This is a genomic window from Amycolatopsis sp. GA6-003 (assembly GCF_046267895.1).
GTDB lineage: Bacteria > Actinomycetota > Actinomycetes > Mycobacteriales > Pseudonocardiaceae > Amycolatopsis.
The window spans coordinates 4405338-4427271 of sequence record NZ_CP176499.1 but is presented as its reverse complement, the minus strand read 5'-3'; the positions used below and the strand labels follow the sequence as shown (position 1 = coordinate 4427271).

The window sequence follows — 21934 nt, the reverse complement described above, 5'->3', positions numbered from 1 at the left end:
GCCGTGCCCGTGCGACCCGGTGCCGGTCGCGCTGCTGATCCCGGAACCCCGCCGCTCGCCTGAGAACCGGATGGACTGACGATGGGCTGGAACAACCCGCCGGTCCCGTGGAAGGACCTCACGCGGGCGCTGTCGGGCGGGATGCCGCCCGGCGACCACGGCGACAGTCCCGCGTGGGGGCGCAAACGCGAGGCGTACCGCCGCCCCGCCGACATCCCGCCGCCGCGCAGCGACCTGGAAGCCGGGCCGCGAGTGGCGTACGCCGAACTGCACTGCCACTCCAACTTCAGTTTCCTCGACGGAGCCAGCCACCCCGAGGAACTGGTAGAGGAAGCCGCGCGGCTGCGGCTCGACGCGATCGCGCTCACCGATCACGACGGCATGTACGGCGTGGTCCGGTTCGCCGAGGCGGCCAAAGAGCTAGGTGTCGCAACGGTATTCGGCACCGAGCTGAGCTTCGGGCTGTCCGGGCCGCAAAACGGCGTCGCCGACCCGGAAGGCGAACATCTCCTGCTGCTGGCCCGCGGCAGCGACGGCTACCGCAGCCTCTGCCGCGCGATCACCGCCGGCCAGCTGCGCGGCCACGACGACGAAAAAGCGGAACGGGCCGAAAAAGGGCGTCCGATCTACGATTTGTCCGCCGTGGCGGAGGAAGTCACGGGGAAGTGCGCGGTGCTGACCGGATGTCGCAAGGGATCCGTGCGTTCGGCGCTGGTGCGCGAAGGCGCGGACGCGGCGTTCGCCGAACTGCGGCGGCTGGTCGACCTCTTCGGCCAGACCCAGGTCTACGTCGAGCTGATCGACCACGGCCAGCCGCTCGACAGCACACACAACGACTTGCTCGCCGAGATGGCCAGCGAACTCCAGCTGCCCACCGTCGCGACCACCGCCGCGCACTACGCCCGCCCGGAACGCGGCCGGCTCGCGGACGCCGTCGCCGCCATCCGCGCCCGGCGCAGCATCGACGACCTCGAAGGCTGGCTGCCCGGTGACGCCGCCGCGTTCCTGCGTTCGGGCAACGAAATGGCGGAGATCTTCCAGCGCTACCCGGGCGCGGTGCAGCGGTCGGCGTTGCTGGGCATGGAATGCGCGTTCCCGCTGGAGCTTCTCGCGCCGGAGCTGCCGCCGTTCGACGTGCCGGACGGCGAGACCGAGACCACGCACCTGCGCAACCTCGTCAAAGCGGGCTTCGCCGAGCGTTACTCGGGCAAGGCCCACGCGGACAAGGCCTGGCAGCAGATCAAGCACGAGATGGGGGTGATCGAGGAGCTAGGGTTCCCGGGGTACTTCCTGATCGTCTGGGACATCGTCCGGTTCTGCCGGGAAAGCGACATCCTTTGCCAGGGAAGGGGTTCCGCGGCCAACTCGGCGGTGTGCTACGCGCTCGGCATCACCAAGGTCGACCCCATCGAGTACCACCTGCTCTTCGAACGGTTCCTCGCACCCGACCGCGACGGTTACCCGGACATCGACATCGACATCGAGTCCGACCGGCGCGAGGAAGCGATCCAGTACGTCTACCGCAAACACGGCAGGCTCAACGCCGCGCAGGTCGCGAACGTGATCACCTACCGCGCCCGCTCCGCGATCCGCGACGCCGCCCGCGCGCTCGGCTACTCGCCCGGCCAGCAGGACGCGTGGAGCAAGCAAATCGACCGCTGGGGCGCCTTGCGCAGCACGGAAAAAGACCACGACCACGACATCCCGAACGACGTCGTGCAGCTCGCCTTCGCACTCGAAGACTTCCCGCGGCACCTCGGCATCCACTCCGGCGGCATGGTGATGTGCCGGGAGCCGGTGAGCCAGGTGTGCCCGGTCGAATGGGCGCGCATGGAAAACCGCAGCGTGCTGCAGTGGGAGAAAGAGGATTGCGCCGCGGCGGGCCTGGTGAAGTTCGATTTGCTCGGGCTCGGCATGCTCTCCGCGCTGCACTACATGCTCGACCTGGTCGAGGAGTACAAGGGCGAGAAGATCGATCTCGCCGAACTGGACCTCAACGACCAGAACATCTACGAAATGCTCTGCCGCGCGGACGCGATCGGCGTGTTCCAAGTGGAGAGCCGGGCCCAGCTGGCGACGTTGCCGCGGCTGCGGCCGAAGGAGTTCTACGACCTGGCCGTGGAAGTCGCGCTGATCCGGCCCGGTCCGATCCAAGGCGGTTCGGTGCATCCGTACATCCGCCGCAAGCAAGGCCGCGAGAAGTGGGAGTACGACCATCCGCTGCTGGAGAACGCTCTGGCGAAGACGCTGGGAGTGCCGCTGTTCCAGGAGCAGATGATGCAGATCGCCCTGGACGTCGCGAAGTTCACTCCGGCCGAGGCCGACCAGTTGCGGCACGCGATGGGGTCGAAACGGTCGCAGCGGAAAATGGAGCGGCTGCACCAGCGGTTCCTCGACGGGGCCATCGCCAACGAGGTGGACGCGGAGCTGGCGGAGAAAATCTTCCAGAAGCTCAAGGCCTTCGCCAACTTCGGCTTCCCGGAAAGCCATGCGCTGAGCTTCGCGCATCTGGTGTTCGCGAGCGCGTACTTCAAGTACTACCACCCGGACGCGTTCTGCGCGGGCCTGCTGCGGGCGCAGCCGATGGGGTTCTACTCGCCGCAGTCGCTGGTGGCGGACGCCCGCCGGCACGGTGTCACCACGCTCGGCCCGGACATCAACCGGAGCCTCCCGCACGCGACGCTGGAAGCGTTGCCGGACAAGGGAAAGCTCCACGCGGTGCGCGGCGGGCTCAGCACTGTCCGGACGATCGGCGAAACGCTGGCGAAGGAGATCGTGGCGGAACGGGAGGCAAACGGCCGGTACGAGAGCATGTCGGACCTCGGCCGGCGCGTCCGGCTCACCACTCCGCAGCTGGAAGCGCTGGCCACCGCGGGCGCGTTCAGCGCGTTCGGCCCGGACCGGCGGCAGGCGTTGTGGTCCGCGGGCGCGGTCGCGCAGGACCGGCCGGAGAAACTGCCCGGCACCGGCGTCGGCGTGGACGCGCCGATGCTGCCCGGGATGGACGGGCTCGACCTCGCCGCGGCCGACGTGTGGGCCACCGGGATCTCGCCGGACAGCTATCCGACGGAGTTCATCCGCGACCGGCTCGACGCGCTCGGAGTCGTCACCGCCGACAAGCTGCTGGACCGGTCCGACGGGGAGCGCGTGCTCGTCGGGGGAGCGGTCACGCACCGCCAGCGGCCGGGGACCGCCGGCGGAGTCACGTTCCTGAACCTCGAGGACGAGACCGGCATGGTGAACGTGATCTGCACCCTCGGGCTGTGGCAACGGTTCCACCGGATCGCGCGGGGCAGCGCGGCGCTGCTGGTGCACGGAGTACTGGAAAAAGCGGATGGCGTCGCGAGCGTGCGCGCGCAGAAACTGGAGCAGCTGAGGCTGCGGATCCCCACGAGATCGCGGGACTTCCGATGAGCGGCGGACAGTTCGTGGACACACGCCTTCCGGCCGCTCGCAGCCACCCCGTCGATGAGGCGGCGCCGGGGCTGATGTCATCCTGTCCGGGTGACCGAGACCGGTGAGGACTACACCGAAGCACGACTTTCCGGCCAGTGGTGGGAAAAACGCCAGTTCGCGAATTGCGATTTCACCGAGGCGGACCTGCGCGACCTGCGCACCCGCGGCTGCACCTTCGACAACTGCGACTTCACCAAGGTCGACCTCGCCGGTTCGCGGCACGACGCGTCGGCGTTCCGCTCGTGCACGTTCGACCGCTCCGTGCTCGCAGACAGCCGCTGGTCGTCGTGCTCGCTGCTTGGTTCGTCCTTTGTGGACTGCCGATACACCGGGATCGCGCTGACCGAATGCGATCTGTCGCTGGCGTCGTTCGCGCGCGGCCGGTTGCGGAAACTGGACCTGTCCGGCCTGCGGATGCGGGAAGTGAACCTCAACGAGGCGGATCTGACGGATTCCGACCTGCGGGGCACGGATCTGTCCGGGTCCCGGATGATCGGCACGAAGTTCCCCGGAGCCGATCTGCGCGGCGCGGTGGTGGACGCGAACGGGCTGGTGCAGGCGGATCTGCACGGCGCGTACGTGGACGTCGAACTGGCGGTGGCGTTCGCCGCGGCACACGGCCTGGTCGTCAAGTAATCCGTTTCCGGGCACGGAAAAGGGGCGAAGCCCGCTGGCCCCGCCCCTGGTCCGCGTCCTCAGTCGATCGGCGGTTCGCCCGGGTCGAGTTCGATCAGGTCGCCCTCGGCGAGCAGTTCTTCGATGCTCGCCGGAAGCAGGTACGCCGACCCGCCGCCCGGCTGGTTGAACCACGGGATCGCGACCCCGGCGAGGGTTTCGAGCGGCCGCTGCACGCGGTACACGTGATACGGCCGGTTCACCCACTCCGGCACCAGCGAACGCTCCTCGAACGGGGTGCCCGCCGCGTAGGTCAGGTTGCCGTTCGGGCCGCCGAAGCGGTCCAGTTCGCTGCCAGCGGGCAGTTCGCGCAGTTCCTTGCCGCGGAACAGGGTCAGCGGCGGTTCCCCGGACAGCGGCGCGATCGGCCACTGCCCGCTGCCGCCGGTCCCGTTGGCGCGCACCGGTTCTTCGCGGCGCACCGGCGGTTCCCGCCGCGGCGGCGGGCCGACCGGCGGGGCGACCTGAGTGGGCGGTGCGCTGACCGGCGAGGCGACCTGGGTCGGCGGGGCGCTGACCGGGGGAGCCACCTGGGTCGGTGGGCTCACCGGTGCCGCGACCTGCGTCGGCGGTGGGGGCGGCGGAGTCTGCCGGACCGGCGGTGCTGGCGGTTCGTCGTCGGCCAGCAGCTGATCGGCGGGCGTGAACGCGGTCTGCTCCTGCGGCGGCACGTTCTCGCGCGGCCGGACCGGGAACGAGCCCGTCGCGACCTCCGGCGACAACGTCGCCACCACGGGCGGCTTCGGCGCGTCCGCGACTGGCTGCGCAGCCGGCACGGGGGCTTCCGCCGCGACATACCCGTCGGGGTGCAGCAGCACCTTGCCGAGCATGAACGCCGCGGCGTCCTCCGCGTCGCCGAACACCGCCGGGTTGATCAGCTCGCCGTCGTACCAGCCGACGCGCCAGCCTTCGCCCACCTGCTCGACGCTCCACCCGCGTTCGGTGGGGCCGCCGAGCCGGTACGCGGCCTCGGGCACGTTCAGCTCGTCGAGCTTCGCCTGCAGTTCGGCCAGCTCCGGCTGGGCGGGCTGCTCCCGCCGCGCGACCGGGGCCGGTTCGGCCTGCTCGCGTGCCGCGCGCCGCCCGCCGGACGTCGGGGCCACCGGCATCTCCGGCACCGGAAGCCCGCCGGGGATCTCGGATCCCGGCATGATCATCGCGGTGGGCGGGCCCGCGTCGTACTCGGGCTCGCGGCGGTTGTCGTCCTCGTAACCACCGGAGTGCGTGAACAGTTCGGCACGCTGCTGCTCGTCGTCGTCGCGGGACGGTTCGTTGCCGTGCGTGAAGAGCACCGGCTCCTCGTGCCCGTCGTCGACCGGCTGGTGCACGTCGGTGTCGTCCTCGTCGTCGGCCGGGTGGCCCGGTCCGGCACCGTTGCGGCCGGGGAGGAGGTCGTGGTGGACGTCGGTGTGGTCTTCGTCGTCGTAGCGGTCGTACTGAGCGCCGTCGAAGTCCTGCTCGAACGGCGGCTCGGCGGCACGCTCCGGCGCGGCGCCGTGGCGGCTCTCGGCCTCCTTCTCGCGGCTCCGACCGTGCGCGGCGGCGAGGCCTGCCGCGGCCAACCCGCCAGCCGCGGCGACCCCGGCCGCAGCCGCGCCGACGTGACTGCCGTGCTCGTCCGCGGGTTCGGCCGGACTGTCGGGCTCGGTGCCGCGCCGTCCGCCGTCCTCGGCATTCAGCCGCACGTCGTCCCGACGGCTGTCGTCCGCTTCGGCGTCCGGCTGGGCACGCCGACGGCCGCCCTCCTGGTCACCGGGGCGAGCGTCGTCCGGTGCGCTGCGCCGACCGGCTTCCGGCTCCGCGGTGTGGCGGTTCGGAGCGGGTTCGTCGGCGGAGTCGTCCGCGCCGATGAGCCCGTCGGCGCCGATGACGCCATCCGCGCCGACCAGCCCGTTCTGCGCGCCCGGAGCAGCGGGCTGCTCGAACGTGCCGACGCCGGGGATGTTGCTGCCGTGCGCGTCGAGGTGGTCGTCGTACACGCGGGCGTCGTCGTAGCCAGCCGCCTCGCGGGCGCGGTCGTCGACGTGGTGCGCGGACTCGTCGTAACCCGTTTCGTCGTGCCCGTGCTGACCGGCTTCGTCGTACCCGTGCGGTTCGGCGTAAGCACCGGCCTCGTGGGAGGCCGCGTCCTCGTACCCGTGCTGGTCGTCGTACGGCTCGGCGTCGTATCCGCGGGCGTCGTGCGGCGCGGATTCGTCATAACCGACGTGGCCAGGCTCTTCGTAGCCTTCGTCGTGCTGGTCGTAGTGCTCGACGTGGTCCCGCTGGTCGTAACCGTCCGCGTGGTCAGGCTGGTCGTAACCGGCCTGCCCGTGCTGGTCGTAGGCCGCGTCGGGGTGACCTTGCTGGTCGTAGCCGTCGGCGTCGTGGTGGCCGGGTTCGGCGTAACCGGCGGCGTCGGGGTGCTCGGCGTAGCCGTCCTCGTGCGGGTGGCCGGATTCGGCGTGGGTGCCGCTCGCGGCCGCTCCCGCTGCCCCGGCGACGCCCGCCGCTCCTACCGCGGCAGCGGCGGTGCCGAGTCCGTGCGACCCGCCGGGACTGTCCGGCCCGGAAACCGGCGCGGACACTCGCGTGCCCTGCGGACCGCTCGGTGCCGCGGAACCCGGAGCGGGCCGGTCGCGCCTGTCCGCACCGCCGCGGGCTGGCCCGGCGGGCTCGAAGTGCTCGTCCGAGCCGCGGTCGTCGAAACCGGGCTCGTCCGTGGTGCCGGGGCCGCCGAAGTCGTCGGCGGGGTGGAAGTTGTCGGGACCGTCCGGTCGGCCAGCCGTTCCGGGCCTGCCGGGGTCGCGGTGGTCGAACTCGTCGGCTGGGCCGGGCCTGCTGGGGTCGCGGTGGTCGAACCCATCGGCCGCGGCAGGCCTGCTGGGGTCGCGGTTGTCGAACTCGGCGGCTGGGCCGGGCCTGCCGGGGGCGTGGTTGTCGAATTCGGCGGCTGGGCCGCGCCGGTCGGGGCCGGGGGCGCCGGTCGCGTCGGGCCTGCGGGAGCCGGGGGTGCCGAACTCGTCCGGGGAGTCGAATCCGTTGGCTCCGGGGCCATCGGCGGTGCCGGGGCCGCCGAAGTCGTCGGCGGGGTGGAAGTTGTCGGGATTGCTCGGGCCGCCGGATCCGCCGAGTGCGGCTGCGCCGAGACCGGCTGCGCCGAGTCCCGCCGCGGCCGCGCCGACTCCGGCTGCGCCAGTGCCAGGAGCGGCGGGGGCCTCCGCGCCGGGACCGGAACCCGGTCCGTTGGCGTCGAATCCGCCAGCGCCGCCGGGACCGCCAGGTCCGCTCGCACCGCCGGGGCCACCGGCGTTGCCGGGTCCGTTGGGGCCGTTGGGCCCGCCCGCGGCCCCCGCGTTACCCGGACCACCGGGGCCGCCAGGTCCGCCAGCCGCGCCCGGTCCGCCTGGACCACCGGTGCCCGGACCGCCAGGTCCACCAGCGCCAGGGCCACCGGCAGCAGGCCCACCAGGCCCACCAGGACCAGCGGCACCCGGCCCGCCAGCCCCAGGACCACCGGCCCCAGGCCCGCCAGCGGCACCCGGCCCGCCAGGACCACCGGCCCCAGCACCACCAGCACCAGGACCACCGGGACCACCGGGAGCGGGACGCTGCTGCGGAGTCTGGCTCCCCCGAGTCAGGTAAGCCGCCGCCCCTTGCAGGGTCAGTTCGTCCACCTGCGGAAGCTGGAACCCGTTGGCCCGGATGTGCTCGATCAGGTCCGCTTCCGGCGAGACGCCGTACGTGCGGAGGTAGAAGTTCACCGCGGCGGGCCAGATCCAGTGGCCGTCGCTGTGGAAGGCGACCGGGACCGTCGCTTCGGGGGCCTGGGCGAGACGGTCGATGTCGTAGCCGCGGTCCTGGACCACGACGGGTGCGTGGTCCAGGTAGTCCAGCAGCCGGTCCTGCTCGTCGACGTCCAGGTCGGGGCGGTTGATGACCGGCCGGCCGGCCGGGCCGATGGTGTCGAAGATCCGTGCGATGCGGAAGTGCGGTCCGGGCTGTTCCGGGCCGAGGCCGGACATCCGGCGGATCAGCCACTCGGGCACGTTCTCCTCGGTGCGGGGGAACATGCGCAGCTCGTCGGAGTACGCCTGCGGCGGCGGGGCGAGGTGCCACTGCGGCTCGTCGCGGTTGTACTCGAGGTTGTAGCTGGAGGGGTGGTCCAGCTGGTAGCGCGCGTTGAACCAGGTGCCGCGACCGTCGCGGTACATGCCCGCGCGGAGTCTCCCGAAGAGGGTCGCGATGTCGTGCGTCGCGATCCATTCCTGAGTGGAGCCGTCCTCGAGCACGATCTCGCCGGTCAGCTCGTGGTACCTGCCGACGGCTCGGTACTCCGCGGAGACTTTGCGCCAGTCGCGCGGGGCGGCGCGCAGCAGGGCCAGTCCGATCTGCTTGACCAGAGTGTCCTGCTCCGTCGCGTTCAGCTGCGTCGTCGGTTGTGCCACAGAGAACATTTTGACTGTTCGCGCGCACGAACGCACCCCGCATAGGGCTTTTGCCACCCTCGGACCGGTGGACGTGCCCGCTGACCTCGGCGGACGCGATATGGCACGGGTCACACGCCCGGGTGGGTGATGCGGTGGAGCTTCTCCAGCTTAAGACCCGGGACGGCTGATTCCACGGAAGACGCGCGGGCCGATCGGGTGGTGTCGCGGACACACAGAGTGCAGAACCCACTCCTGACCGGCGGGCTCCGGCGGCTCTGCGACAATGGCCGCCGTGACGGCGAAGATTCTCGACGGCAAGGCCACGAAGAACGCCATTTTCGCAGAGCTGCGCCCGCGCGTGGCCGCGCTCGCGGAGAAGGGGATCACCCCGGGGCTGGGCACGGTGCTGGTCGGCGACGACCCCGGTTCCCACTCCTACGTGAAGATGAAGCACGCGGACAGCGCGAAGATCGGGGTCAACTCGATCCGCCGCGACCTGCCCGCGGACATCTCGCAGGAGAAGCTCGAGGCCGTCATCGACGAGCTGAACGCCGACCCCGCCTGCCACGGCTACCTCGTCCAGCTGCCGCTGCCGAAGCACCTCGACGCGAACCGCGTCCTGGAGCGCATCGACCCGGAGAAGGACGCCGACGGCCTCGCGCCGATCAGCCTCGGCCGGCTCGTGCTCGGCGAACCGGGCGCGCTGCCGTGCACCCCGTACGGAATCATCGAGCTGCTCAAGCGGCACGGCGTCGAGCTGAACGGCGCGCAGGTCACCGTGGTCGGCCGCGGCATCACCGTCGGCCGGACGCTCGGCTTGCTGCTCACCCGGCGCAGCGAAAACTCCACCGTCACGCTGTGCCACACCGGCACCCGCGACCTCGCCGCCGAGGTGCGCCGCGCGGACATCGTGATCGCCGCGGCGGGCGTGCCCGGGATCATCAAGCCGGACATGGTCAAGCCCGGCGCGGCGGTGCTGGACGTCGGCGTTTCCCATGTGGACGGCAAGCTCACCGGCGACGTCGACCCGGCGGTCGCCGAGGTGGCCGGCTGGCTGTCGCCGAACCCCGGCGGCGTGGGCCCCATGACGCGGGCGATGCTGGTCACCAACGTGGTCGAGGCTGCGGAACGCGCGGCCGCCCGCTGATGGCGATGACCGGGCACCGGCGCCGCGGCGACCGCCCCTGGCTCGTCCACGTGCCGTTCGCGGTGATCATGCTGCTGCTGGCGGCGGCCGTGGTGCGGGCGCTGCAGTACCACTGGCGCGAGGGCGCGGTGCTGGTCGGCGTGGCGCTGTTCGTGGCCGGTGTGCTGCGCGCGGTGCTGCCGGAGGAGCGCGCCGGGCTGCTCGCGATTCGCGGCAAGGTCGTCGACATCCTCACCTACGGCGCGTTGTGCGCCGCGGTGCTCTTCATCTCGCTGACGATCGTCGGCGGACCCTTCGACGCCTCCTCCTGAGCAGCCGTCAGGACGCGAGCGCGAGTTCCTTCTCGACTCGCGCCTCGCGCCGGTCCAGCAAACCGGACACCGCGGCGATCGACACGCCGAGCACGGCCAGCAGCGCGCCGACCCAGTTCGGGGCCAGCAGGCCGAGCCCGCCCGCGATGACCAGGCCGCCGAGGTACGCGCCGATCGAGTTGGCGATGTTGAACGCCGACTGCACCGCGGCCGAGACCAGCGACGGCGTGCCGCCCGCCTTCTCCATGATCCGCGCCTGCATCATCGGGCCGATCATGAAGCCCGCGACGCCCACGAAGAAGATCGTCACCGCCGCGCCGACCTTGCCCTGCGCGGTCACGGTGAAGATCGCTAGCACGGTGGCGAGCGCGAGCAGCGCGACGTACAGGCTCGGCATCAGCGCCTTGTCCGCGAGCCGTCCGCCGAGGTAGTTGCCGATCGTCATGCCGACCCCGGCCAGCGAAAGCAGCACCGTGACGTTGGCCGGCGAGTATCCGGCGACGTCGGTCAGCATCGGCGCGATGTAGGACATGCAGGCGAACACGCCGCCGAGGCCGAACATCACGATCGCCAGCGCCAGCCACACCTGCGGGCGGCGGAACGCGCCCAGTTCGCCGCGGATCGACGGGTCGGCCGGGCGGCCCTGGTGCGGCACCAGTTTCGCGATGGCGGCGATGGCGAGCAGGCCGATCACCGCGACGACGCCGAACGTCGCGCGCCAGCCGACCTGCTGGCCGAGCAGCGTGCCGAGCGGCACGCCGATGACGTTCGCCAGCGTCAGGCCCATGAACATCATCGACACGGCCTTCGCGCGCTGGCCCGGCTGCGCGAGGCTGGACGCGACGACCGCGCCCGCGCCGAAGAACGCGCCGTGCGGCAGGCCGGCGAGGAACCGGAACGCGATGCCGAAGTCCTGGTTCGGCGAGAGCGCGAACAGCGCGTTGCCGACCGTGAACAGGCCCATCATCGCCAGCAGCATCGTTTTGCGCGGCAGCCGGACGGCCAGCGCGGTAAGCAGCGGCGCGCCGATCACCACGCCGAGCGCGTAGGCGGAGATGAAGTAGCCCGCGGACGGGATGTCGATGTGGAAGTCCGCGGCGGTCAGAGGCAGCACACCCATCATCACGAACTCGGTGGTACCGATGCCGAAGGCACCGACGGCGAGCGCGAGCAACGCGACGGGCACGGCTCTCCCTTCCTGAAGAAATCGTTTTCTCATCGCCTGGGTCACAGGCTTCTGAAGCGCTTTAGAACGAGGGCAAAAAACTAGACAGCCCCGACGTCGTCGTGCTGTCTCGCTCTAGTTCAACCGATGGAGGGCGGCCTTGTCATCCCGGTATCCGGGTGAGGCCCGCCACGTAGCGCGACGGTTCAGCGCGGCGCGGCGAGCACGCCGTCGAGCAGTCCGGGGAACAGCGCGTCGAGATCCTTGCGGCGCAACGAGTTGTACCGGGTGGTGCCTACCTGGCGGCCGGCGAACACCCCGGCCTGGCGCAGGATCGCGAGGTGGTGGGTGAGTGTGGACTTGGTCACCGGCACGTCGAACCCGCTGCACGAGAGCTCCGTTTCGGAGTTCGCCAGCTGCCGGACCATCGCCAGCCGGACCGGGTCGGCCAGTGCGCGCAGCACTCCTTCGACGGTGATCTCGTCGCGGTCCGGGTAGGCGAGCGGGGGCAGGGGCGCGGAAGCGGGCATGTGTCCATAGTACGACGGCTGTCGAAATTGTCAGCGGCTCCGTGTACGGTCGTCATCGAACTACGACGTTCATCGAACTACCCGTTCAGTTCTCATTGGGGGGACATTCATGTCCAGCGTCTCGTCTTCGGCCGCGGCCCGGAACTCGGTGCTCGCGTTCGGGGCCTTCGGCGTCGGCACCAGCGGCTACATCGTGGCCGGGCTGTTGCCGGCGCTGACCTCCGAGCTGCACATCTCCGCGACGGCGGCGGCGCAGCTCGTCACCTCGTTCGCCATCGCGTACGCGGTGGGCTCGCCGCTGTTCGCCGCCGCCACCGGCCGATGGGAACGGCGCACCCTGCTGGTCGCCGCACTCGCGGTGGCCGCGGTCGGGAACATCTTCGCGGCCGTCGCGCCGGGGTACACCACGCTGCTGATCGCGCGGGTCGTCACGGCGATCGGGGCCGCCGTCTACACCCCGGCTGCCACCGCCGTCGCCGCTGAGCTGACCACGCCGGAACGTCGCGGCCGAGCTGTTTCGCTGGTGTTCGGGGGACTCACCATCGCGCTGATCTTCGGCGTTCCGCTCGGCAGCGTGATCTCCCAGCAGTTCGGTTACGCGGGCGCGTTCCTGTTCGTCGGTCTTCTGTCCCTGCTCGGTGCGCTCGGCGTTCGGGTCGCGCTGCCGAAGGTCGCGCCGCCGCCGGTGGTCGGGCTCGCCGAGCGGTTCGCGGTCGCGCGGGACAAGCGAGTGGTCGCGCTGCTGGTCACCACCACGCTCGCCTGCCTCGCCGCGTTCATGGTCTACACGCTGGTGTCGCCGGTGCTGTCCGCGACGGCGGGCGTTTCCGGCGGGACGATCACGGTGCTGCTGTTCTGCTACGGCATCGGCGGTGCGATCGGCAACTTCGCCGGAGGTCGCGCGGCTGACCGCTGGGGTGCGCGCAAGCCGCTGCTGATCGTGCTGATCGGCTTCACCGCGGTGATGGCGCTGCTGCCGTTCACCGCGACGACCGTGGTCGGGGCCGGGATCACGTTGTTCGTGTGGGGCTTGGCGAACTGGTCGTTCAGCCCACCGCTGCAGCACCGGCTCATCGAACTGTCGCCGAGGCACGCCGGTCTCGCGCTGTCGCTCAACGCGTCGGCGATCTACCTGGGCGTCGGGCTGTCCGGCGTCGTCGGCGGTGCGGTGCTGACCTCGGCCGGACCGACCGTGCTGCCGGAGGTCGCCGCGATCCTCGCCGCCGCGGCGATGCTCGTGGTCGTGTTCTTCTGGGGCGCGCGCAAGCGGGTTGAGGTCCGCGAGAAGGTCACGGTCTGAGAAGCTGCCGGGCGTGGCGGAGGTACTGGAAACCGTGTCCGGGCACGGCGGCGAACTGGTGCTGCGGCGCGACGGCGCCGAGTTCGAGGTGATCGAAAACGGGATGTTCCTGATGGACACCCGCAACGGCGAGTCGGAACGGCTGCTCGTGACCGGGGCGGCCGACCGGCTCGCGCCCGGCGCGCGAGTGCTGATCGGCGGCCTCGGCGTCGGGTTCTCGCTGCGCGCCGCGCTGGATCATTCCGCGGTCGGCTCGGTGGTCGTGGTGGAACGCGAACCGGCGGTGATCGCCTGGAACCGCACCGGTCCGCTGCGCGAGGTCCACGGCGCGGCGCTGGACGATCCGCGGGTGACGGTCGTCGAGGCGGATCTGCTGGAGTGGCTGCGAACGACGACCGAGACGTTCGACGCGCTGTGCCTGGACATCGACAACGGTCCAGAGTGGACGGTCACCGAAGGGAATGCCTCGCTGTACGCGGCTTCCGGCTTGGCGGGGTTGTCTCGGTTGCTGCGTCCGGACGGAGTGCTGGCGGTGTGGAGCGCGGGCGCGGCACCGGGGTTCACGGCTCGGTTGCGGGAGCGGTTCGCCGAGGTGGACGTGGTGGAGGTTCCGGTGCCACGCGGGGAACCGGACGTGGTCTGGTTCGCGCGAGGCTTGTGAGTGTTTATCGCGGTTCTAACCGGGATAAGCACTCACGAGTCAGTTTGCCTTGGCGGCGGCCTTCGCGGCCTTCTTGAACGCGCGCACCTCGCCGAGCGTCTTGGCGTCCGTCACGTCGGCAATGGACCGACGCGAGCCGCGGTCGCCGTACGCACCCGCGGCTTCTCGCCAGCCCTTCGGGGCGACGCCGCGCTGTTTGCCCAGCAGCGCCAGGAAGATCTTCGCCTTCTGCTCGCCGAACCCGGGCAGCGCCTTGAGCCGCTTCAGCACTTCCTGGCCGTCCGGCTTGGGGCGGCCGTCGAGCCAGATGCCCTCGGTGCGGCCGTCGTAGTTCTCGATGATGTGCAGCGCGAGCGCGTGCACCCGGCGCGCCATCGAGCCGCCGTAGCGGTGGATCGCCGGCGGGACCACGCACATCTCGACGAACTTCTCGACGTCCGTCGCGGCGATCTTGCGCAGGTCGAAGCCGTCCATCCGGTCGGCGATCTTCCGCGGGCCCGCGAAGGCGTGCTCCATGGGGTACTGCTGGTCCAGCAGCATTCCGGTGAGCAGGGCGAACGGGTCGTCGTTGAGCAGCTTGTCGGCCGCCGGGTCGCCGGTCAGGTGCAGTTCGCGCAGCATGGCGTCATCTTCGCACAAACCGCCCGGTCAGCCGCGTGCGAAGCGGGCCGGGGTGGTGCCGAGGTAGCGGCGGAAGTGCCGGGTCAGGTGGGCTTGGTCGGTGAACCCGGCGGTGGTGGCGACGGTCGCGGGCGGGGTGCCGTCGAGCAGCAGGCGGCGGGCGTGGTCGACGCGGCGGCCGGTGACGTACCGGTGCGGCGGCAGTCCGAAGCGGCGGCCGAAGGCGCGGACCAGGTGGACCGGGTGCGCGCCGAGCACCTGCGAGGCGTCGGCCAGGGTCAGCGAATCCGGCAGGCGTTCGTCCAGAAGGTCGCGCAGGTCGTCGGCCAGGCTGCGATCGGGCGGCGGGCTCGTCGGGCGGCCGAGGTGGGTGCGCAGCCGCTGGGCGACCAGCGCCAGGCGGCTTTCGGCTTCCAGCGGTTCAGCGAGCGACTGGTGCAGCTGGTGAATTCTGGTGCGCAGCAACGGATCCGGCAGGCTCGGCTGGTCGACGGCGGCCCCGATCAGGTCGTCGCCGAGCACGTCGGCGTCGAGGTAGAGCACGCGTTTGCGGAAGCCCTGGCTGGTCGCGGCGCGCCCGTCGTGCGTGACGTTCGGCGGCAGCAGCGTGACGGCCGTGCCGAGTGCGCCGTGGTGGTGCCGGTCGAGGTCGTAGCTGATCACGCCGTCGTCGACGATCAGCAGCGTCCAGGTGTCGTGCGTGTGCGCGGGGTAGGCGTGATCGGTGAACCGGGCGTGGAACGCCTCGGCGATCCCGGGCACCGAAGGGCGCCAGGCCGACACCGTCATGTTCAAAACGTACAAGACCTGCCCGCGGCGCCGAGCCGATCCTGTCCGGCATGACCCGATTCGACACGAAGATCGCCGTGCTGCTGCGGGACGACTTGGCCTCGTGGCAACGGCTGAACGTCACGGCATTCCTGGTGAGCGGCGTGGCCCACACGACGCCCGAGCTGATCGGCGAGCCCTACCTCGACGCCGACGACACCGAGTACCTGCCGATGTTCCGCCAGCCGGTACTCGTGTTCGAGGGCGCCGCCGAGACGCTCGCGCTGGCGCACAGCCGCGCGCTCTCGCGGGGTTTGCGGTTCTCGATCTTCACCGACGAACTGTTCCAAACCGGCAATGACGTCGACAATCGCGCGGCGGTGCGGGCGGTGCCGCGGGAGAAACTGGCGTTGGCCGGGATGGCGGTGCACGGGCCGAAGAACGCGGTGGACAAGATCCTCAAGGGCGCTCGGCTGCACGGCTGAATGGGGGATTTTTTCGCCGCAGCGCAAGGAATCCTGCCAAGATCGCAGGCAACCCAGGGGAGGGAAATCATGCGAAGAATCTTGGCGGTCGTCGCTGCGGCGGGCATCGCTTTCGGCACGGCCTCGGCCGCGCACGCGGACCCGGCGGTCGGGTTCGGCTACACCTCGGACCAAGGCGCGTACGCGTTCGAGGGCAGCGCCTCGTGGACCGCCGACCAGGTCACGGCGTGGGAGTACAGCGGCGCGGTAAAGGTGGACGCCGAGACACCCGACGGCTGGGACTGGGCGCGCCTCGAACTCAGCGCGCCCGCCGGACAGCAACTGCACGAGGGAACTTACTCGAACGCCGCTGTCCGGCTGCCGGATTCGCCGCAGCTCGCGACGCCCGGTTTCGTCGCGTTTCGCGGTACCCGAGCGGGCGGCACGCGCGCTTGCGCAGGTCCGGAGGCGACCGCCGACTTCACCGTCTCCCGGCTGACCCGTGCGGCCGACGGAGCGGTGACCGACCTCGACGTCGCCTTCGTCCTGCACTGCACCTCCGCCGCGGCGACCCGCGGCGAGGCGCATTTCCACCGTTAAGCCTCCGCGAAAACCGCGAAAACCTGCCGTACCCGGTCGCCCTGATCGAGGGTTACGTGCTGTGCCGTCGCCGAGCTGAACCCGGCGTCGGTGGCCAGTGCGGCGGCTTCTTCGAGGGTGCCCGGGACGCGCAGGTCGCGCGGGACCGCCTCGGCGAATTTGCCGGTCGGCTTGAAGCGTTCCGCCGACACCATGCTGAACGCCAGCTTTCCGCCCGGGCGCAGCACTCGCCGCCAGTCCGCCAGGGCGGCCGGGCCGAGGAAGTGCAGTGCGGACGCGCAGACGACCGCGTCCGCCTCGCCGTCGCCGATCGGCAGCGGTACCGCTGAGCCGACCTGCCAGGTGATCCGGCCGTCCGGGTCGCGGTCGGCGGCTTTCGCGCGGGCGATCTCGATCATCGCGGGGGAGAGGTCGATCGCGAACACCGCGGCGGGTTCCAGCCGCAGTGCCGCGAAGGCCGCCGCGCCGGTGCCCGCGGCGACGTCGACCAGGAGGGCGGGCTTCGGGGCCAGGCCGTCGATCAGCCGCTCGGCCACGTACGGGTGGAAGGTGTCCTCGTCGTATCCCGCCGCGTCGGCGTCGAAAAGTGTGGTCACTCCGTCACCGTAGTGCGGTTGACCAGTGATTATCCGGGCAACCGGCGGCGGCCGGCGAAACCGAGGTCGGCCCGGTGGTACCAGGACAGCTCGCGGTCGCCTTCGAGCCAGCACAGCAGCACGTCGTCGCCGTCGAGGGAGGACGGGAAGTCCACGAGCAGCGGGGCGAACCCCTTCAGCTCGGCCCCGGTCGCCTGGATCGCGGTCATCAGGTCGTCCAGCCGGGCCTGCGCGGCCTTCCACTCCGGCAGGCCGCCGAGGCTGGTGTCGCGTCCGCCCGGACGCAGGGACGCGGCGAGTTCGGCGGCGTCGGCGCGGACCCGGATCAGCTCGGCGAGCACGGGAAGCAGCCGGGCGAGTTCGGCGCGGGCCTCGGCTACGGTGAACAATCCCATCTGCAAATACTCTCACCGGGCCCGCGCCGTCCCGCCGCTACCTGCGCCGGCGTGCCAGCGTCGTCGCCAGACCCGTGCCGACCAGCAGGAATCCGGTGCCGAGCAGGGCGCCGGAAACCAGCCAGCCGCCGAAGCCCGCCGCCACCTCGTCGCCCGGCAGCAGGCGCAGCAGGTCGTATCCGGTCCGCGGCGACACGAGCGTGACCACCCCGGGCAGCACTCCCCAGACCAGCCCGCCGACGACCGGCCCGGCCGACGACCACGCGCCGAGCGCGGCCACGCCGACCAGCAGCAGCGCGCCGATCACCAGCAGCGTGGCGCCAAGGCTGTCGCCGTGTTCGGCGAAGGTCGCCGCCACCTTCGCCTGCTGGCGGAAGCCGCCGAAGGCCAGCACGCCGATCGCGATCGGCGTGAGCACGAGGCCGGACAGCCCGCTCAGCACGCGGGCGGCGGCGCGGCTGCTCGGCTGCTGCGCCATCGCCGGTTGGGCGGGGTAGGGCGCGGGGTACGACATGACGGTGACCTCCCAGGCTGTGGTTACGCGATGGGATGATCGCCGGGCTCGTCCGGTTCCCTCGGGCGGGGCCGGATCGTGCCCGGTCGGAGGGCCGGGTCAAGGGTGGTAGAGACTTGATTCCGACCACTTCTGGAACCATCCAGCTCTGTTAAGCAGTACGCTTGTACCGCTATCGGAGAGCGAAGAAGCGAACGCGAAGATCCGCGGAAGGAGCACCGCTGCTCATGGCCAAGATCAAGGTCCAGGGCACCGTCGTCGAACTCGACGGCGACGAGATGACCCGCATTATCTGGCAGTTCATCAAGGACAAGCTGATCCACCCGTACCTGGACGTCAACCTGGACTACTACGACCTGGGCATCGAGGAGCGGGACCGCACCGACGACCAGATCACGGTCGACGCCGCCAACGCCATCAAGCAGCACGGCGTCGGCGTCAAGTGCGCCACGATCACGCCCGACGAGGCGCGCGTGGAGGAGTTCGGCCTCAAGAAGATGTGGGTGTCCCCGAACGGGACCATCCGCAACATCCTCGGCGGCGTGATCTTCCGCGAGCCGATCGTCATGCGGAACGTCCCCCGGCTGGTACCGGGCTGGACCAAGCCGATCATCATCGGCCGGCACGCGCACGGCGACCAGTACAAGGCCACCAACTTCAAGGTCCCCGGCCCGGGCACCCTGACGATGACCTACACCCCGGAAGACGGCTCCGAGCCGATGGAGTTCCAGGTCGCGAACTTCCCCGAGGGCGGCGGCGTCGCGATGGGGATGTTCAACTTCCGCAAGTCGATCGAGGACTTCGCGCGCGCGTCGCTGCAGTACGGCCTCGACCGCGAGTACCCGGTCTACCTCTCGACCAAGAACACGATCCTCAAGGCCTACGACGGCATGTTCAAGGACGTGTTCCAGGAGATCTTCGAGACCGAGTTCAAGGCCGACTTCGACGCCAAGGGCATCACCTACGAGCACCGGCTGATCGACGACATGGTCGCCGCGTCGCTCAAGTGGGAGGGCGGCTACGTCTGGGCGTGCAAGAACTACGACGGCGACGTCCAGTCCGACACCGTCGCGCAGGGCTTCGGTTCGCTCGGCCTGATGACCTCGGTGCTGCGCACGCCGGACGGCAAGACCGTCGAGGCCGAGGCCGCGCACGGCACGGTCACTCGGCACTACCGCCAGCACCAGCAGGGCAAGCCGACCTCCACGAACCCGATCGCCTCGATCTACGCGTGGACCCGGGGCCTCGAGCACCGCGGCAAGCTGGACGGCAACTCCGAGCTGATCGGCTTCGCGAACAAGCTGGAGCAGGTCGTCGTCGACACCGTCGAGGGCGGCAAGATGACCAAGGACCTCGCGCTGCTGGTCGGCAAGGACCAGGAATGGCAGACGACCGAGGAGTTCCTCGCGACGCTGGACGAGAACCTGGCCAAGAAGATCGCGCAGGGCTGATCTTTCTTTAGCCGTGTGGGAGAAGGGCACCTCGGAGGAGTCTTCCGAGGTGCCCTTCTCTTTTTTGTGACTCTTCGTGTTGTGTCGGTGACCGGATTGGCACCTCCGGGTGGAATGGCGGCGAGAGCCTGTCCGGGCGCGGGCGGAATGCCTACTCTGGACGAGGGGTTTTTCGCGACTGAGGAGCGGCCGTGATTCTGGGTTTGCCCAAGAAGACACTGATTATTATCGGGGTCATCGCCGCGGTCGTGGTCATCTACGCGTTCGGCCAGAAAGGCCAGGCCGACGCGCAGGGGTCCCCGACCGGGTGCAAGGTCTCGGTGACCGCCGACGTGCTCAACGCGCGGGAAACCGCAGCGGGCAACGGGAAAGTCGTCGGGAAGTACTTGCGTGGCGCGGAATTCGACGCACAACCCGTGGTGCAGAACGGCTTTCGGAAGATCGCCGACACCAAGTGGGTCGCGGACAGCTTCGTGACGCCGCTTCCCGGGGCCAAGTGCTGAGTCCGGTTCGCACTGGCTGAGTGCCGGGGCGTTCGGTGCGGATGGGTTGCCGCGCTTGGGTTCGCGGGGTTGCCGGGTTGGGTGCGACACGTGGTTCGCCTGGGACTGAGCGGTGAGCTTGGTGCGGTGGGGTGGTCCCGTGTGGTGGGACAGTTTTCCGTTGTCCCGCTGGGAATGCCGAAGCGATCCTGGTGCTGGCGTCCGGAACGATGGGCGCCGCCACCGCCGGTCGGTTGAGCCGATGCGTCCGGACGGCTTCGGAAACGTTCGCGATTGCCGGACGCATTCCCCGCGCCCGTTCTGGTTCGGTTCGCTGTTCGCGCCGGGGTATCGAGGCGAAAGCGTTCAGTGCGGGCGTGGTTTGCGGTGCGGAACTCGCGATTATGCGTGATTCAGCATGAGTCCTTCTTCCGCGGCGAGCACTTCCCCGGAGAACTCGGCGCGGGCTTCGGCCACCGAAACCGCCCGGTCGGAACCCGGCCAGAAATGCGTGAGCACCAACGTCCGGACATTCGCCGCGGCGGCGAGCCGGCCTGCTTCGGCAGCGGTCATCAGGTAGCGGGGACCGTCCGGTGGCGCGCCTTGCAGCGTGGCTTCGCAGAGGAGGACGTCGGCGTCGCGGGCCAGGTCCGTCAGGTGCGGAGCGGGACCGGTGTCGCCTGAGTAGGCGAGGGTGTAGCCGGAGGTGGTGAGCCGGACTCCGTAGTTCGGCACGTGGTGCGGCAGGAGCGCGGTGGTGAGCCGGAACGGGCCGAGGTCGGTCTCCGGGCCGAGGTCGTGGAGGTCGAAGATTTCGTCGGGGGCCGGGTGGGGCTCCATCGCGGCCAGCCGCCGCACGCTGCCGGGGGTGCAGTGCATCGGGAGTTTGCGGTCGGTCGTGTAGTGGCGGGCCCGGCCGAGTGCGCTGACGTCCGCGAGGTGGTCGGGATGCTCGTGGGTCACGACGATCGCGTCGAGCCGGTCGGCGGGGACGTGCCGGAAGAGCTGCGGCGCGGCTCCGTAGCCGAGGTCGAGCGCGACGTGGAAACCCCCGTGGGACAGCAGGAATCCGGCGCAGGCGCGACCGGGTTCCGGCCAGGCGCCGCAGCTGCCGAGGACGGTCAGTCGGGGCATGGCGGTCATTCTGGACTCATCCGACCGGCCGGGCCCGGAAATTGTCGGACCCGGCGGGTAGCGTGCGCGGGGTGCTGATCGTCTCCACTGTCAACGTCAATGGCCTCCGGGCCGCCGTCAAGAAGGGCTTCGTCGAGTGGCTGGCCGCCACTGAGGCGGATGTCGTCGCGTGTCAGGAAGTGCGGGCCGAGGCCGCGCAGCTGCCCGCGTCCGTCGTCGCGCCGGAGGGGTGGTTCGCCGCGCACGCGCCCTCGGCGGTGAAGGGGCGCAACGGGGTTTCGCTGTACAGCCGCGTCGAGCCGGACGAGGTGCGGACCGGGTTCGGCGAGCCCGAGTTCGAGGACAGCGGGCGGTATCTGGAAATGCACCTGCCCGGCGTGGTGGTGGCGAGCCTGTACTTGCCGAGCGGCGACGTCGGCACCGAACGGCAGGACGAGAAGGAACGCTTCATGGCCGCGTTCCTGCCGTACCTGGTCGAGCTGCGCGCGAAGGCGGCCGCGGAGAGCCGGGAGGTCGTCGTGGTGGGCGACTGGAACATCGCCTACGACACCGTCGACCTCAAGAACTGGCGCGGCAACCAGAAGAACTCCGGCTTCCTTCCCGAGGAGCGCGAGTGGATGGGCCGCGTCTACGAGGCGGGCTACGTCGACGTCCAGCGCCGCCTCGATCCCGAGGGTCCCGGCCCGTACACGTGGTGGTCCTACCGGGGCAAGGCGTTCGACAACGACTCGGGCTGGCGCATCGACTGCCAGCTGGCGACTCCCGGCCTGGCGGAGAAGGCGACGTCGGTGGTGGTCGAGCGGGCGGAGTCCTATGACCAGCGCTGGTCGGACCACGCGCCGGTCACCGCGACCTACGACGTGCCGTTCCCGCGCTGAGCCGGTTGTCCTGCTGGTGACCAGCGGATGAAAACCTGCTGAGGGTAGTCGGGGTTTGTTCCGGGGGGTGATTCTGTCCGGTTCGGCCGGGGTCGAGGACACTGTGCGTGGTTCCGCGAGCGGCGCACGGCGCTGACCACCGACGACACCGAGACGGCAGGGGTGCCCTCGGTTACTCCCCGAGTGGGCGCTAGCCTCGGCTCCCGAGTTGATCAGATCCGACAGGTCTTGACACGCTCGGTAGTTTTCTGACCAGTAGCACGTCGAGAACTCATCCTTACGGGTGAGGCGCTCGCTCAGACAGTCACCTCGCGGGAGGCACTCCGGTGCGCAACCCAGGCCGGTTCGTGACACGGTCCATGCTGGCGCTCGGCCGT

General features: G+C 70.5%; 20 protein-coding genes. 11 read left to right on the top strand and 9 right to left on the bottom strand.

Features of this window, described 5'->3' with window-relative positions:
- Nucleotides 1-81 precede the first annotated feature (81 nt).
- Together F9C12_RS19585 and F9C12_RS19580 are read left to right on the top strand one after the other, a co-directional pair.
- Nucleotides 82-3414 (top strand): error-prone DNA polymerase, encoded by a 3333-nt coding sequence (locus F9C12_RS19585; protein ID WP_409466828.1) that lies wholly within the window; start codon nt 82-84, stop codon nt 3412-3414.
- A gap of 90 nt (nt 3415-3504) precedes the next feature.
- Nucleotides 3505-4092, top strand: a complete 588-nt coding sequence (locus F9C12_RS19580) for a pentapeptide repeat-containing protein (protein WP_409466827.1) — start codon at nt 3505-3507, stop codon at nt 4090-4092.
- Nucleotides 4093-4151: 59 nt separating this feature from the next.
- On the opposite strand, the gene F9C12_RS19575 is transcribed toward F9C12_RS19580, so the two are convergent.
- Nucleotides 4152-8567, bottom strand: coding sequence for a glycohydrolase toxin TNT-related protein (locus F9C12_RS19575; RefSeq protein ID WP_409466826.1), 4416 nt, complete (start codon nt 8565-8567; stop codon nt 4152-4154).
- Nucleotides 8568-8832: 265 nt separating this feature from the next.
- Between F9C12_RS19575 and F9C12_RS19570 the strand changes: the two genes are divergently transcribed.
- Nucleotides 8833-9687, top strand: coding sequence for a bifunctional methylenetetrahydrofolate dehydrogenase/methenyltetrahydrofolate cyclohydrolase (locus tag F9C12_RS19570; protein WP_037356515.1), 855 nt, complete (start codon nt 8833-8835; stop codon nt 9685-9687).
- Nucleotides 9687-9998, top strand: coding sequence for a DUF3017 domain-containing protein (locus F9C12_RS19565; RefSeq protein WP_409183387.1), 312 nt, complete (start codon nt 9687-9689; stop codon nt 9996-9998). The genes F9C12_RS19570 and F9C12_RS19565 overlap by 1 nt, the downstream gene beginning before the upstream one ends.
- A gap of 7 nt (nt 9999-10005) precedes the next feature.
- Here F9C12_RS19565 and F9C12_RS19560 read toward each other — a convergent pair whose 3' ends face one another.
- On the bottom strand, nt 10006-11184 hold the full coding sequence (locus tag F9C12_RS19560) for an MFS transporter (protein WP_409183386.1): 1179 nt from the start codon (nt 11182-11184) through the stop codon (nt 10006-10008).
- A 185-nt stretch (nt 11185-11369) separates the two neighbouring features.
- Complete coding sequence (locus tag F9C12_RS19555) at nt 11370-11693, bottom strand: ArsR/SmtB family transcription factor (RefSeq protein ID WP_409466825.1); 324 nt, start codon at nt 11691-11693, stop codon at nt 11370-11372.
- A gap of 109 nt (nt 11694-11802) precedes the next feature.
- Between F9C12_RS19555 and F9C12_RS19550 the strand changes: the two genes are divergently transcribed.
- Nucleotides 11803-12993 (top strand): MFS transporter, encoded by a 1191-nt coding sequence (locus tag F9C12_RS19550; RefSeq protein ID WP_409466824.1) that lies wholly within the window; start codon nt 11803-11805, stop codon nt 12991-12993.
- Between the two features lie 13 nt (nt 12994-13006).
- Complete coding sequence (locus F9C12_RS19545) at nt 13007-13654, top strand: spermidine synthase (protein ID WP_409466823.1); 648 nt, start codon at nt 13007-13009, stop codon at nt 13652-13654.
- A 39-nt stretch (nt 13655-13693) separates the two neighbouring features.
- Here the strand turns inward: F9C12_RS19545 and F9C12_RS19540 are convergent, their stop codons facing one another.
- Nucleotides 13694-14275, bottom strand: a complete 582-nt coding sequence (locus F9C12_RS19540) for an HhH-GPD-type base excision DNA repair protein (RefSeq protein WP_409183382.1) — start codon at nt 14273-14275, stop codon at nt 13694-13696.
- A gap of 27 nt (nt 14276-14302) precedes the next feature.
- Nucleotides 14303-15064, bottom strand: a complete 762-nt coding sequence (locus tag F9C12_RS19535; RefSeq protein WP_409183381.1) for an AraC family transcriptional regulator — start codon at nt 15062-15064, stop codon at nt 14303-14305.
- Between the two features lie 50 nt (nt 15065-15114).
- On the opposite strand from F9C12_RS19535, the gene F9C12_RS19530 reads away from it, so the two are divergent.
- Both F9C12_RS19530 and F9C12_RS19525 read left to right on the top strand, forming a co-directional pair.
- Nucleotides 15115-15528, top strand: coding sequence for a DUF2000 family protein (locus F9C12_RS19530; RefSeq protein ID WP_409466822.1), 414 nt, complete (start codon nt 15115-15117; stop codon nt 15526-15528).
- Nucleotides 15529-15597: 69 nt separating this feature from the next.
- Nucleotides 15598-16107: a hypothetical protein gene (locus tag F9C12_RS19525; RefSeq protein WP_409466821.1), complete on the top strand. Its 510-nt coding sequence runs from the start codon at nt 15598-15600 to the stop codon at nt 16105-16107.
- Here F9C12_RS19525 and F9C12_RS19520 read toward each other — a convergent pair.
- The 3 genes from F9C12_RS19520 to F9C12_RS19510 are packed head-to-tail and all read right to left on the bottom strand — an operon-like array spanning nt 16104 to nt 17612.
- Complete coding sequence (locus tag F9C12_RS19520; RefSeq protein ID WP_409466820.1) at nt 16104-16703, bottom strand: class I SAM-dependent methyltransferase; 600 nt, start codon at nt 16701-16703, stop codon at nt 16104-16106. The genes F9C12_RS19525 and F9C12_RS19520 overlap by 4 nt on opposite strands.
- A gap of 29 nt (nt 16704-16732) precedes the next feature.
- The gene (locus F9C12_RS19515) at nt 16733-17098 is read right to left on the bottom strand and encodes a DUF2203 domain-containing protein (RefSeq protein ID WP_037712331.1); all 366 of its coding nucleotides are present in this window, start codon (nt 17096-17098) and stop codon (nt 16733-16735) included.
- 37 nt (nt 17099-17135) lie between these two features.
- On the bottom strand, nt 17136-17612 hold the full coding sequence (locus F9C12_RS19510) for a hypothetical protein (RefSeq protein ID WP_409183378.1): 477 nt from the start codon (nt 17610-17612) through the stop codon (nt 17136-17138).
- A 227-nt stretch (nt 17613-17839) separates the two neighbouring features.
- On the opposite strand from F9C12_RS19510, the gene F9C12_RS19505 reads away from it, so the two are divergent.
- Both F9C12_RS19505 and F9C12_RS19500 read left to right on the top strand, forming a co-directional pair.
- Nucleotides 17840-19063 carry an NADP-dependent isocitrate dehydrogenase gene (locus tag F9C12_RS19505; protein WP_101435914.1) on the top strand — a complete coding sequence of 408 codons (1224 nt, stop codon included), beginning with the start codon at nt 17840-17842 and terminating at the stop codon, nt 19061-19063.
- Nucleotides 19064-19254: 191 nt separating this feature from the next.
- A complete protein-coding gene (locus F9C12_RS19500) occupies nt 19255-19566 on the top strand; it encodes an SH3 domain-containing protein (RefSeq protein WP_409183377.1) in 312 nt (103 codons plus the stop codon).
- Between the two features lie 381 nt (nt 19567-19947).
- Here F9C12_RS19500 and F9C12_RS19495 read toward each other — a convergent pair whose 3' ends face one another.
- Nucleotides 19948-20679 (bottom strand): MBL fold metallo-hydrolase, encoded by a 732-nt coding sequence (locus F9C12_RS19495; RefSeq protein ID WP_409466819.1) that lies wholly within the window; start codon nt 20677-20679, stop codon nt 19948-19950.
- 62 nt (nt 20680-20741) lie between these two features.
- On the opposite strand from F9C12_RS19495, the gene F9C12_RS19490 reads away from it, so the two are divergent.
- A complete protein-coding gene (locus F9C12_RS19490) occupies nt 20742-21557 on the top strand; it encodes an exodeoxyribonuclease III (protein WP_409183375.1) in 816 nt (271 codons plus the stop codon).
- The last annotated feature ends 377 nt before the right edge of the window (nt 21558-21934 follow it).